Annotated in this window: 14 protein-coding genes; 10 read left to right on the top strand and 4 right to left on the bottom strand. The window is 57.1% G+C overall.

The window, feature by feature from the left end:
- The first annotated feature begins 189 nt into the window (after positions 1-189).
- From PspS49_RS17875 to PspS49_RS17865, 3 genes are all read left to right on the top strand, one after another.
- Positions 190-1,566: a glutamine synthetase family protein gene (locus tag PspS49_RS17875; protein ID WP_064120847.1), complete on the top strand. Its 1,377-nt coding sequence runs from the start codon at positions 190-192 to the stop codon at positions 1,564-1,566.
- A gap of 267 nt (positions 1,567-1,833) precedes the next feature.
- On the top strand, positions 1,834-3,324 hold the full coding sequence (locus PspS49_RS17870; RefSeq protein WP_160040825.1) for an aldehyde dehydrogenase: 1,491 nt from the start codon (positions 1,834-1,836) through the stop codon (positions 3,322-3,324).
- 49 nt (positions 3,325-3,373) lie between these two features.
- On the top strand, positions 3,374-4,657 hold the full coding sequence (locus PspS49_RS17865; protein WP_123594283.1) for an FAD-binding oxidoreductase: 1,284 nt from the start codon (positions 3,374-3,376) through the stop codon (positions 4,655-4,657).
- Between the two features lie 41 nt (positions 4,658-4,698).
- On the opposite strand, the gene PspS49_RS17860 is transcribed toward PspS49_RS17865, so the two are convergent.
- Positions 4,699-4,881, bottom strand: coding sequence for a hypothetical protein (locus tag PspS49_RS17860; protein ID WP_160040823.1), 183 nt, complete (start codon positions 4,879-4,881; stop codon positions 4,699-4,701).
- A gap of 364 nt (positions 4,882-5,245) precedes the next feature.
- Between PspS49_RS17860 and PspS49_RS17855 the strand changes: the two genes are divergently transcribed.
- Positions 5,246-5,794 carry a cupin domain-containing protein gene (locus PspS49_RS17855; RefSeq protein ID WP_007950154.1) on the top strand — a complete coding sequence of 183 codons (549 nt, stop codon included), beginning with the start codon at positions 5,246-5,248 and terminating at the stop codon, positions 5,792-5,794.
- A gap of 87 nt (positions 5,795-5,881) precedes the next feature.
- The gene (locus PspS49_RS17850) at positions 5,882-6,607 is read left to right on the top strand and encodes a hypothetical protein (RefSeq protein ID WP_160040821.1); all 726 of its coding nucleotides are present in this window, start codon (positions 5,882-5,884) and stop codon (positions 6,605-6,607) included.
- Positions 6,608-7,032: 425 nt separating this feature from the next.
- Here the strand turns inward: PspS49_RS17850 and PspS49_RS17845 are convergent, their stop codons facing one another.
- Positions 7,033-7,308, bottom strand: a complete 276-nt coding sequence (locus PspS49_RS17845; RefSeq protein WP_160040819.1) for a fructose-bisphosphate aldolase — start codon at positions 7,306-7,308, stop codon at positions 7,033-7,035.
- Positions 7,309-7,873: 565 nt separating this feature from the next.
- Here PspS49_RS17845 and PspS49_RS17840 point away from each other — a divergent pair.
- Positions 7,874-8,158 (top strand): hypothetical protein, encoded by a 285-nt coding sequence (locus PspS49_RS17840; protein ID WP_095113590.1) that lies wholly within the window; start codon positions 7,874-7,876, stop codon positions 8,156-8,158.
- Positions 8,159-8,235: 77 nt separating this feature from the next.
- Here PspS49_RS17840 and PspS49_RS17835 read toward each other — a convergent pair whose 3' ends face one another.
- The gene (locus PspS49_RS17835; RefSeq protein ID WP_160040817.1) at positions 8,236-8,667 is read right to left on the bottom strand and encodes a hypothetical protein; all 432 of its coding nucleotides are present in this window, start codon (positions 8,665-8,667) and stop codon (positions 8,236-8,238) included.
- 165 nt (positions 8,668-8,832) lie between these two features.
- Here PspS49_RS17835 and PspS49_RS17830 point away from each other — a divergent pair, with 165 nt between their 5' ends.
- From PspS49_RS17830 to PspS49_RS17815, 4 genes are all read left to right on the top strand, one after another.
- On the top strand, positions 8,833-9,222 hold the full coding sequence (locus PspS49_RS17830) for a hypothetical protein (protein ID WP_160040815.1): 390 nt from the start codon (positions 8,833-8,835) through the stop codon (positions 9,220-9,222).
- Positions 9,223-9,237: 15 nt separating this feature from the next.
- Positions 9,238-9,660 carry an HD domain-containing protein gene (locus PspS49_RS17825; RefSeq protein WP_160040813.1) on the top strand — a complete coding sequence of 141 codons (423 nt, stop codon included), beginning with the start codon at positions 9,238-9,240 and terminating at the stop codon, positions 9,658-9,660.
- Between the two features lie 72 nt (positions 9,661-9,732).
- Entirely contained in the window at positions 9,733-10,380 is a 648-nt protein-coding gene (locus tag PspS49_RS17820; protein WP_150650431.1) for a hypothetical protein, read from the top strand.
- A gap of 50 nt (positions 10,381-10,430) precedes the next feature.
- The gene (locus PspS49_RS17815; RefSeq protein WP_150750855.1) at positions 10,431-11,450 is read left to right on the top strand and encodes an AbrB family transcriptional regulator; all 1,020 of its coding nucleotides are present in this window, start codon (positions 10,431-10,433) and stop codon (positions 11,448-11,450) included.
- Positions 11,451-11,995: 545 nt separating this feature from the next.
- Here PspS49_RS17815 and PspS49_RS17810 read toward each other — a convergent pair.
- Entirely contained in the window at positions 11,996-12,772 is a 777-nt protein-coding gene (locus PspS49_RS17810) for an NAD(P)H-dependent oxidoreductase (protein WP_160040811.1), read from the bottom strand.
- Between the last annotated feature and the right edge of the window lie 14 nt (positions 12,773-12,786).

The raw sequence follows: 12,786 nt of genomic DNA, 5'->3' as shown, positions 1-12,786 counted from the left end.
ACGCCGTTCATCATATCTTCATGATTTCCGGGGCTGCGGCGCCTGTATTGGCACGCAAGTGTTAAAAAAAGCCCGAAAAATAAACCCTGAGCGGCCATCTGTTCGCTATTGACTTCACTTTGCCGTTCGGGTTGACTGGCTCGGCGAAACAGCAGTGAACATAATAATTAACAGCTAAATAGGTGCATCATGTCGGTCCCTCTGCGTACCGTTCAACTCAACGAAGCAAACGCATTCCTTAAGAAATATCCTGAGGTTTTGTACGTCGACCTTCTGATTGCGGATATGAACGGTGTGGTGCGCGGCAAGCGCATCGAACGCACCAGTCTTCATAAGGTTTACGAGAAAGGCATCAACCTGCCGGCCTCGCTTTTCGCCCTCGACATCAATGGCTCCACGGTGGAAAGCACCGGCCTGGGTCTGGACATCGGCGACGCTGACCGCATTTGCTATCCGATTCCCGGCACCCTGAGCATCGAGCCGTGGCAGAAGCGCCCAACCGCACAACTCTTGATGACCATGCACGAAATCGAAGGTCAGCCATTCTTCGCTGACCCGCGTGAAGTGCTGGCCAACGTCGTACGCAAATTCGATGACCTCGGGCTGACCATCTGCGCAGCATTCGAACTCGAGTTCTATCTGATCGATCAGGACAACGTGAACGGTCGTCCGCAATCGCCACGTTCGCCGGTGTCCGGCAAGCGTCCGGTATCGACTCAGGTGTACCTGATCGACGATCTCGACGAATACGTCGACTGCCTGCAAGACATCCTCGAAGGCGCGAAAGAGCAGGGCATCCCGGCTGACGCGATCGTCAAGGAAAGCGCCCCGGCGCAATTCGAAGTCAACCTGCATCACGTCTCCGACCCGATCAAGGCGTGCGACTACGCCGTCCTGCTCAAGCGTCTGGTGAAGAACATCGCCTACGACCACGAGATGGACACCACCTTCATGGCCAAGCCGTATCCGGGTCAGGCGGGCAACGGTCTGCACGTACACATTTCGATCCTGGACAAAGAAGGCAACAACATCTTCGCCAGCGAGGATCCCGAGCAGAACGCCGCACTGCGTCACGCGATCGGCGGTGTGCTGGAGACCCTGCCTGCGCAAATGGCCTTCCTCTGCCCGAACGTCAACTCGTACCGCCGCTTTGGCGCGCAGTTCTACGTACCGAACTCGCCGAGCTGGGGCATCGACAACCGCACCGTGGCCGTGCGCGTACCGACCGGTTCGCCGGACGCCGTGCGTATCGAGCATCGCGTTGCTGGCGCTGACGCCAACCCGTACTTGCTGATGGCTTCGGTGCTGGCCGGTATTCACCACGGTCTGACCAACCAGATCGAGCCGGGCGCACCGGTGGAAGGCAACAGCTACGAGCAGAACGAACAGAGCCTGCCGAACAACCTGCGCGACGCATTGCGCGAGCTGGACGACAGTGAGGTCATGGCCCGCTATATCGACCCGATGTACATCGACGTGTTTGTCGCGTGTAAAGAGAGCGAGCTGGCCGAGTTCGAGAACTCGATTTCAGACCTTGAGTACAACTGGTATCTGCATACGGTGTGATGGGTTGAGGCCCTCAAAAGCCGAAGAGCCCCTCACCCTAACCCTCTCCCGGAGGGAGAGGGGACTGACCGAGTTGTCTTGAGATATTCGGCGACCTGAACGATCCAGTCGATTATGGATTCGGCAAAGATTTTTCAGGTCGCCGGAGATTCTGAGCATCCCCCGGTCGGTCCCCTCTACCCCTGGGAGAGGGCTAGGGTGAGGGCAGCCATCTCAAGCCAGACCCAACACCCCGACACCCCCAATTCCCCTTGTCGAGCCACAACAATGACAACGACCCGCAACGACTGGGAACAACGCTTCCAGTCCCTGACCATCGAAGCCCGCGCGTTCATCAACGGTGAATACCGCCCGGCCATCAGTGGCGACACGTTCGAATGCCTGAGCCCCGTCGACGGCCGTTTCCTCGCCTCTGTGGCGAGCACCGATGAAGCCGATGCCAACCTCGCTGTTGAAGTCGCGCGCCAGTCTTTCGAGTCCGGCATCTGGGCGAAAAAAGCCCCGGCCGAGCGCAAGCGCATCCTGATCCGCTTCGCCGATCTGATCCTGCAGCACCAGGAAGAACTGGCGCTGCTGGAAACCCTCGACATGGGTAAACCGATCAGCGATTCGATGAGCATCGACATCCCGGCGACCGCCAACGCGATCCGCTGGAGCGCCGAAGCCATCGACAAGATCTACGACGAAGTCGCCGCCACACCGCACGATCAACTCGGCCTCGTCACTCGCGAACCTTCCGGCGTGGTTGCGGCCATCGTGCCGTGGAACTTCCCGTTGATCATGGCCAGCTGGAAATTCGCTCCAGCACTGGCGGCGGGCAATTCGTTCATTCTGAAACCTTCGGAAAAATCGCCGCTGACCGCAATCCGCATCGCTCAACTTGCGCTGGATGCCGGCATTCCGAAAGGCGTGTTCAACGTTCTGCCAGGCTTCGGTCACACCGTCGGCAAGGCGTTGGCGTTGCACATGGACGTCGACGTGCTGGCCTTCACCGGCTCCACGGCGATTGCCAAGCAACTGATGATTTATGCAGGCCAAAGCAACATGAAACGCGTCTGGCTCGAAGCAGGGGGCAAGAGCCCGAACGTGGTGTTTGCCGACGCACCGGATTTGCGCGCGGCAGCACAAGCAGCGGCCGGCGCCATTGCGTTCAACCAGGGCGAAGTGTGCACGGCGGGTTCGCGCTTGCTGGTCGAGCGTTCGATCCGCGAGCAGTTCATTCCGCTGTTGGTGGAAGCGCTGCAAGCGTGGAAACCGGGTCACGCACTCGATCCGGCAACCACCGTCGGTGCCGTGGTCGATCAGCGTCAACTCGACAACGTGCTGCGCTACATCAGCATCGGTCGCGAGCAGGGCGCCGAGCTGATTGCTGGCGGACAACGCACCCTTGAAGAAACCGGTGGCCTCTATGTGCAACCGGCGCTGTTCGACGGCGTGACCAACGCAATGACCATCGCCCAGGAAGAAATCTTTGGCCCGGTGCTGTCGCTGATCACCTTCGACACTGCTGAAGAAGCACTGCAGATCGCCAACGACAGCATCTTCGGCCTCGCCGCCGGCGTCTGGACCAGCAACCTCAGCAAGGCGCACACCTTCGCCCGAGGCCTGCGCGCCGGCAGCGTCTGGGTCAACCAGTACGACGGCGGCGACATGACCGCACCGTTCGGTGGCTTCAAGCAGTCGGGCAACGGCCGCGATAAATCGCTGCACGCGTTCGACAAGTACACCGAGCTGAAAGCGACCTGGATCAAGCTCTGAATCTATTACAGCGGTGGTCGCCGTTTATTGGCGGCCCTCGGAGAAACGTATGAAACAGCAACACGTAAACAGCTACTACGCCGCCACCCGCAACGAAGTCATCGACTTCCCGGTTCTGGAAGAGTCGGTCGAGTGCGACGTCTGCATCATCGGCGCGGGCTACACCGGCCTGTCCTCGGCGCTGTTCCTCACCGAAGCCGGCTACAAAGTGACGGTGCTGGAAGCGGCGAAAGTCGGCTACGGCGCCAGCGGTCGCAACGGCGGTCAACTGGTCAATTCCTACAGCCGCGATGTCGACGTGATCGAAGAGCGCTATGGCGACAAGACTGCAGAAATTCTCGGCAGCATGATCTTCGAAGGCGCCGACATCATCCGTTCGCGCATCAAGGAATACGACATCCAATGCGACTACCGCCCGGGCGGTATCTTTGCAGCGATGAACAAGAAACAACTCAACGGTCTGGCCGAGCAGAAGCGCGGTTGGGAACGTTACGGCAACCGCAATCTGAAGATGCTCGACGCGGCTGACATTCGTCGCGAAGTCGGCTCCGATGCTTACGTTGGTGGTCTGCTCGACATGCAGGGCGGCCACGTTCACCCACTGAACCTGGCGCTCGGTGAGGCGGCTGCGATCACGCGTTTGGGCGGCAAGATCTACGAGCAATCGGCGGCCGTGGAAATCAAATACGGCGAGCCCAACGTCGTGCGCACTGCCAAAGGCCAGGTCCGCGCCAAGTACTTGCTGATCGCCGGCAACGCTTATCTGCCGCAAGGTCTGGATAACCGCGTGACCGCGAAAAGCATGCCGTGCGGCTCGCAGATCGTCGTCACCGAACCGTTGACCGAGAAACAGGCACGCAGCCTGATCACCAACAATTACTGCGTCGAAGACTGCAACTACCTGCTGGATTACTACCGTCTGACTGCCGACAACCGTCTGCTGTACGGCGGCGGCGTGGTCTACGGCGCGCGTGAACCGGACGACATCGAACAACTGATCCGCCCGAAGATCCTCAAGACCTTCCCGCAACTCAAAGACGTCAAGATCGACTATCGCTGGACCGGCAACTTCCTGCTGACCATGTCACGCATGCCGCAATTCGGCCGCATCGAAAAGAACGCCTATTACATGCAAGGCTACAGCGGCCACGGCGTCACCTGCTCGCATCTGGCCGGCAAACTGATCTCGGAAATGATCCGCGGCGACGCCGAACGCTTCGACGCCTTCGCATCGCTGCCGCACATGCCAATGCTCGGCGGCCGCACGTTCTCCGCGCCACTGACTGCCCTCGGCGCCGTCTACTACTCGCTACGCGACCGCTTCGGCCTCTAAGTTACCTCCCCGGCGGCGGTCCCCAAGACCCCGCCGGTTTTTTAATGCTGCAGCAACACCACCGATGTCACTGACACCCAGATATCCAACTGTGGGAGCTGGCCTGCCAGCGAAGAGGCCAGCAAAGGCAACATCAATCCGACTGAAACACCAAAGATCAAATTGTAGGCCTTCGCCTGCTCGCGATGAGGCCAGCCCAGCCACCATCCCTCCCACAGAAACATCACATACTCTGTGGGAGTCTGGCTTGCCAGGGATGGCGGCCTGACAAACTCCACAAAGCCAACTGACACAAAAGAGATCCAACTGTGGGAGCGAGCCTGCTCGCGAAGAGGCCATATCTGCCAACATCCCCGTCGCCTGACACACCGCTTTCGCGAGCAGGCTCGCTCCCACAGTGCCCGCATTACCAAGGCAAGAAGGACTTTTACCCCACCGTCCATCGAACCTGCTGAGCAACACCGGCAAACGTGATTTAATAGCCGCCTTTCACGGTTCCGGGACACGGGAGCAACGTGACCCGCGCCCCTCGCGCGGCACCCGCCACCCACCCCCATTACCCTTAAGTACTACTCACATAAGGCTGTCATGGATACGGGTTCTCGACTCAAACTAGTACGCGAAAGCTACAAACTCTCCCAGCGCGAGCTGGCCCGGCGTAGCGGCGTGACCAATGCCACCATTTCCCTGATCGAACAGAATCGCGTCAGCCCCTCCGTCAGCTCCCTGAAAAAGCTGCTCGAAGGCATACCGATGTCCCTGGCCGACTTCTTCACCTTCGACCAACCCCCGCGCGAACACCAATACGTCTTCCGCGCCAACGAACAACCTGACCTCGGCCGCCACGGCCTGCGCCTGCTACTAATCGGCGCCTCCGTACCCAGCCGCCAGATGCGCCTGCTGCGCGAGCAATACGCACCGGGTGCGAGCTCCGGGGAAGAGCCGATTGTGCATGCGGAAGGCGAGGAGTGTGGGCTGGTGACGCGGGGTACGGTTGAGTTGACCGTGGATGGGTCGGTGAGTGTGTTGAATGCGGGGGATGGGTATTATTTTCCGACGACGCTGCCGCATAAGTTTCGGAATATCGGGGCGGATGAGGCTGAGATTATTAGTGCGAATACGCCGGCAAATTTTTGATTTCAGTTCCATGCAGTGGGCATAATCGCTGCAATGAATTAGATAAGTTGTTTTTTTGGGGTTGAATTATTTCAATAGGGAGGTTGTATGGATATTTTTAGTGTGGTACCCCTTGCGTTAATTACTGCGGTGTTGTCTGCAGTGATCGCATTGACAGGTGTTTTTATATCTAATCGTAGTAACTTGAATCGACTGGTTATTCAGTTGGACCACGATTCTAAAGAAAAATCTAAAGAGCGTGCAGGGAAGCTCAGGCAAGAAGCTTATTTGAATATAGCGGAGGAGCTTACCAGGATAAATACTAAGTTGGGTTCACTTGCATTTAAGGAGGCTGGCAGTGTCGCTGATGATAATGATCTCAGCGGGCTAATGTCTGCCACGATAAAATGTCAACTTGTTGCTGAGCAAAAAACCGCTCACCTGATCAGTTCGCTATCGCAGGCGTATGCGGAATTGACTGCGTATAGTGTAGAGAAACTGACGCCACTTAGATTTTGCAATGTAAACATAAAATTTGCAGATGAAGGCCACCGCACTGCAAGTGAACAGGCAGACAATATTGTAAAAGAAATTACAAGTCTTGATGGGCGAGAGGCTGCGGAATCTGAAAAACTTGATAGGCTTTTTAAGAAATTAGAGGCGTGTGAAGCTAGAGCTATGCAATGTAGGGATGAGCGAGAACAACAATACGTCCGCAGAGAGCAGTTGCTTGAAATATTTGTCTCTGAAATGACTGAGCGTTTGGCTCCTGTTGAGAAGTTGTACTCTAAGACAATTCTTGCGATCAGAAGTGATTTAGGATTTAGTGTCTGATTGACATATGTTTCGACGCGGCGACAGATCTATTTTGTTAGTGATCTGTCACCAGTGCGGATTATTTCTTTCTAGGTTTACCTGCATCACTTCGCTTGTCGCTAACTTGACCATCATTGTTTCTGGAGCGAGGCTGCTCACCACCGCCTGGCTTGGGTACAGTCACGTTTGGGTTAAAAGGTCTTCTATCTGTCATTTTTTCTTCCTTACATTAATTGAAGGGATACATGAAAAAACACAGCCTTGATTCACTAAATACTCGGTAATTTAAATTTCACCGAACTACTGATGGCCAATGGCTGATCCGAACGCTATTAAATCGCTATCACTATTTCCATCCCTTCATATGGAAAGAATGGCTATCGAAAAAATATGGTGGCGGAATGACCTCCACTTTCCGCACCTGCTCTTTCTACGATGCAGGCTCAAATCCCCCGCTGCTCAATCACTCGGAACACATCACTCACATCCTGCACCATGATCCTGGCGATATTGGTGACGGTGTTGATGTCATGCTCCGCGTGATCGGCGAGGCGGGTACAGGCGATGAGGTCAAGGTATTTGAGAACGGCGTTGAGGCGTTCGGCGGCGCAGGCGTGGAGGTCGCGTAGCGGGGCGTTAGTGTCGATAAGGAGAACGGGGTGGTCGGTGGCGGGGTGGGACATGTGGGCGTAGTGGTGGAGCGGTGTTTTGATCGTCATAGGTTGCACTCTTCAATGGGTCAGGAAGTGCCACCTTTCTGCTGCGAAACAAATGGGTGGCAGCTGTATGCGGGTTCGCAGACCGGAGAAGAGTCAAACCGGCAGACCCGAAGGTCTCCCACACACAGCCGCCATAAAATGAAGCGGTGGCGGATTTTGCCACAGTTGTCATTTGGCGGTGTGTGTCACTTCTGAGGGCTGCGAAACCCATCGCTGACTGCGGTCGGCGACAACCTCACTCTAGGCAGCAATTTCAGCCGCCACAACCGACCTGTAGGACGTGAAACCTGTAACCGTGGCGAGACAGCTTGCTCCCGCTCGGCGACGCATCCGTCGTAATTCGGGGCGTGCGGTATCTCTGGGAGAAGCGGACTATCCGGTTTTGGCGCAGCTTCGCAGCCCAGCGGGAGCAAGCTCTCTCGCCACCTGGGGTGTTTTCCTACGAAGTTTTCAGACATCGAAATGGTGCGAGCCTTTTGGGCGATAACCATTCGTCCGACACGCCGCACCTTCGCCGCACACCTTCTTCCAATGCTGTAACTCACCACGCAAAGGAAGAGCCACCATGCTGAACCATAAAATTGCGGTGTTAACCCTCGCGGCGTTGCTGTCCGGCAGTTCGCTGTACGCGATCGCGGCTGGCGAAACGCCGACTCCGACAGCCAACGACGGCAACAGCCAGACGCGTGAACCGGCGTCTCCAGCCACCAATGCCGACCCGGATGCCAATTCGCTGCCCAAGGGTGGTGATGGTGGCAAGACCGACAATGGGCCGGTGCCTTCTGCCTCCAAACCCAGCCCAGCGGGTCAACCGTCCGGTAGCAGCAGTGGTGGTAACGGCGGTGGTTAAGGGATATTGCGCACTAAGAAGCCCGGTTTTTTAAGCCGGGCTTTTCTTTGTCTGTCGCAAGCATGGATATCAGTCGTTTACTTGGTTTTCCAATGCCCGCCACCATTCTCACAATCAATCCGCGCCTGGGCCAAATGCTCCACGTCGTAGTAATACGTGGTCACTTGGGCTTTGTCGGGGATGTTCAATGCCTTGGCATTCTTGTCTTTGCTGGTGGAGTGCGGATTGGCCAGGGATTCCTGGGTTATGGTGGCGATGCACGTGGCCTGGTAGTGATCGGCACAGTGTTCGACCTTGGTTTTAGTGCTGCTGAGCATGTCTTTGCTTTCGTTGCTGCACGACCAGTCGATTGAGTTGACCGGCATGCCTTCGTATTCATAGCAGCTGTGGGTTTCCACCGCTGGCACCGAGGCGCTGGAGGATTGGGTCTGGACGTCGCAGCCTTCGGCCATGACGCAAGTGGGAATGACGGCGAAGCTGGCGATCAGAAACAGGAAGCGAATGTTCATCGGGGTTTCCTCTCCAATGGCGCCGTGTCTGATCGGTGATTTGGCGCTGATACAGATTCGAGATTCTGTGGAGGAGGGAGGTTCCATCGGGTTTTTGATTTGCTCCCGTGGCGTACACTGCGAAACAATCGGAAACATTCAGCGCCCAAGGATTGGAACATCGCCATGATGGTTATCGGCAGCCGCAACAACGCTCCCACACCGCAACATAAAACCCACGACGTTTACATTTTCAGCCTCGACCTGTCCCGGCCGGCTACGCCTTTGTGTTTCGAGCAGTCAATAGGTGGCGGGCATGCCGAGCAGGGCGGTGCGCGGTGGCTGGCGCTGGATGAGCTGGACGCCTGGCCCGGTGAGTGGCGTGAGCATCTGAACAAAGCTGATTGCACCTGGGTTGCCGAGTTGATCGATACCCATCCGAAAGCCGATCAGGCCACATTGGTGTCGTTGATTCTTCAGCGTCATTCCGGACCAGCCAAACCAGTCGGACGGCTGAAGGCAATCGGCAACTGGCTCAAACGCAACATCCACGTCGGCGGCCGCTACGGCGTTTAACCCTCGGAGAATCCCATGACCCAGACCCTCGAACGTGCTATCGCCATCGCCGCCACGGCCCACGCCGGGCAGGTCGACAAGGGCGGTGCGCCGTACATTCTGCATCCGCTGAAGGTTATGTTGCGCATGAGCACGCTGGAAGAACGCATCGTCGCCGTGCTGCACGATGTGGTTGAGGATTGCGGTGTCAGCCTCGATGACTTGCGCAAGGAAGGTTTCAGCGAAGAAGTGCTGATGGCGATTGAGTCGGTGAGCAAAGTGCCGGGCGAGTCCTACGAGGATTTCGTCGACCGCGCCGCACAGAACCCGATCGGTCGGGTGGTGAAGCTGGCGGATCTGGAAGAGAACAGCGACCTGTCGCGGATTGCCTCGCCGAGCTGGGAGGATCTGGAACGGGTCGAAAAATACCGCCGGGCAATTGGACGGTTGCGCGGTTAACAGGGGATTGCCCGCTCAGGTCATTTCCCGATCGATTTACTGCCATGCAAGGCACAGAGGGAGGAACCAAGGATGGAGTTTGCAACGATCGTTCAGCTACTGACGGTAATCGGAGTCGTCGCTGCTGCGACAAAGGTGATTCGCGAATTATCGTTTATGGGCAAAAGCCGGCTTGCGGAGGAGTACCGGGTCGCTAAAGAGGTGTTGAAGGATATTGAGCAGAATCCTGATTTACCTCTTTTGGTCAGGGAGCGCGGCTACCTGGCTATCGCGGGTACTTCGACGATCAATCCCGCCGATGTCGCGTATCTGATTTCCCTCGTTAATCCGGCCAGAAACCTCAGGGACTATGTGCTTTCCAGAAAGTACGTTGAGCTTGATGTCGAGCGCCACAGGATTGATTTCCGCCCGAAGTATAGAAAGCGTTTTTCCAGGATCTGGAGAAAAGCCTGGAGTTTCACCCTGTATATCGTGTGGTCCGCTATTGCGATGTCTCCACTCCTGTTGATCCAGCCAATGGGGCTTGAACCGAAATTCGCCTTTTGGATGGGTATCACCGTGCCGGTCGCGGGTTTCTTTGGTGTCAGCTCGTTGCTTGAATGCCTGAAGATTATCAAGGGCGAGAAGCTGGTTCAGTCACAGGAACAGCACACCCGCAGAATACTGGTTGCGCAAACACCGAAGAAACCATCGATCACGCGCCATGAAAGTACATCCTGACTCATTGGTTCAGACGACGTAAGTCACACTTTCAAGTCGATGGAGGATTGATGAAATCTATTCTGTGTTTGTTGATTGCGGCTGGTTTCGGCGCACTGTTGCAGTTCGAAGGCGTACCCCATGGCCTGCTGCTGGGTTCGATCGTCGTTACCGCATTGTTTGCCAGTAAAACCGGTATCGCCCCGGCAACCCCCTATGGACTGGGCTACATCCAGGTCACGCTGGGCATCGCCACCGGGCTGATGTTCGAAGCGTGGGACAGCGAGACGGCCTCGACGATGTTGCCGAGCCTCGGCGTGTTGCTGATTTGCCTGGCAGTGCAGATCGCATTGGCCGGATGGTGGCTGACGCGCGGCGCGGGCTGGAATCGCACCGATGCGCTGTTGGCGGTTTATCCCGGTGCGCTGGCAGCGGTGTTTGATTTGCTCGAATCGGAAAAGGCGTCGAGCAAGGTCATCATCGTGCACCTGATGCGCTTGCTGCTGATTACCGTGCTGGTGAGTTTCCTGATTCCCGGCCAAGCGGCCATCGCGGTTGCCGACGGCGATCCTTTGACGACGGGCATGGCGCTGACCGCGTGTTCGGTGATCGCGCTGAGTGTACTGCTTGGACGCTTGCTGCTGGTGATCGGCGTACCGGCGCCGTTCATGCTCACCGCGATCATCATCACGGCGGTGTTTGTGAAAGCGGGATGGCTGCACGGTTTTCATATGCCGGACTGGAGTTTGAATCTGGCGGCGCTGATTCTCGGCGTGCGGATCGGTTCACGTTTTCAGGGGCTGGGTGTCGCGGAGCTGGGGCGTCACGGCCGCACGGCGTTGGTCTCGGTCGGTTTGATGATCGTGGTTGCTGCAGTATTTGCTGAAGTCGCAGCACGCTGGTTGGGCAGTGATCCGCTGTCGCTGTGGCTGGCGTACATGCCAGGTGCGATTGAGACGATTGCGATTGTCGCGTTTGGTGGTGGGCTGAATGTGGTGTTTATCCTGACTCATCATTTGAGCCGGATGGTGTTGCTGCATTTTGCGCCGGCGTTGTTGGTTCAGGTGCGGCGGGCGCGCGAGGAAACATGACTCGAGCTGATGACAATGTGTTGCGGTGTGTCAGTTAGATCCATCCCCCTCACCCCAGCCCTCTCCCCCAGGGGGGCGAGGGGGAAGGGAGCCGATTGTGGGCTGTTCAAAAATTGAGTTCGGCTCGATACCCCAGGTCGGCGTAGCTCGAAAAAAAACCAGCCCTCTCCCCCAGGTGGGCGAGGGGGAAAGGGAGCCGATTGTGGGCTGTTCAAAACTTGAGTTCGGCTCGATATACCAGGTCGGCGTAGCTCGAAAAAAAACCAGCCCTCTCCCCCAGAGGCGCGAGGGGGAAAGGGAGCCGATTGTGGGCTGTTCAAAACTTGAGTTCGGCTCGATATCCCAGGTCGGCGTAGCTCGAAAAAACAACCCGGTCAGTCCCAGGGGGGGCGAGGGGAAAGGGAGCCGATTGTGGGCTGTTCAAAACTTGAGTTCGGCTCGATATCCCAGGTCGGCGTAGCTCGAAAAAACAACTCGGTCAGTCCCCTCTCCCTATGGGAGAGGGTTAGGGTGAGGGGCTTTTGCTCTACGTGGTCGATGCGGCACTAGCGGATGTGTGCGTCGAAGCCTTCGCTATCCGGCGCGATATCGCTCTTCAACGTCAAAGCAGGGATTTCATACTCCCCCGCATTCTGCTGCCGAAACCCGATCGGCCGCGCACTCCACAACTCATCCAGCCGCCGCCCCAATTCATCACAAGTCTCGGCATACCGCGCAGCGTCCATCCGACTAGTCCGATACACCACAAACGGTGGCACCACTTCAAAACCGGGGTAGTACAAAATCCCGTGTTGAATCGGAAACAGCAAATCATCAATCGGCCCGTTGATCCCACGCGCCGCGTAATGCGACTCCCAGCCGCCAGTGGTGACCATCAACATCGCCCGTTTGCCTTTCATTTTCCCTTCGCCATAACGCTCGCCCCAACGACTGTCGGAATGTTCGCCGACGCCATAGGCAAAGCCGTATGCATACACCCGATCAACCCAGCCTTTGAGAATCGCCGGCATGGTGAACCACCACAGCGGAAACTGCAGGATCAGCGCATCCGCCCACAACAGTTTTTCCTGCTCGCGAGCGATGTCAGCGGCTTGGGTGCCTTCGGCGTAAGCGATTTTCGAGTCGAGGGAGGCGTGGAACGGTTTCGTCGCATCGCGCTCAGGGGCGTCGTCGGCGTCGAGGCTGGCTTTCCAGTTCATCGCGTAGAGGTCGGAGACCTGCACGGTGTGGCCGGCGGCTTGCAGGCGCTGGACGCTGAAGTCGCGCAGCGCGCCGTTGAGGGAAGTCGGTTCTGGATGGGCGTAAACCAGTAGCACGTTCATGTTGAAGCTCCGTT

The organism is Pseudomonas sp. S49, from assembly GCF_009866785.1.
Taxonomy (GTDB): domain Bacteria; phylum Pseudomonadota; class Gammaproteobacteria; order Pseudomonadales; family Pseudomonadaceae; genus Aquipseudomonas.
This window is presented reverse-complemented; position numbering and strand designations above follow the sequence as displayed.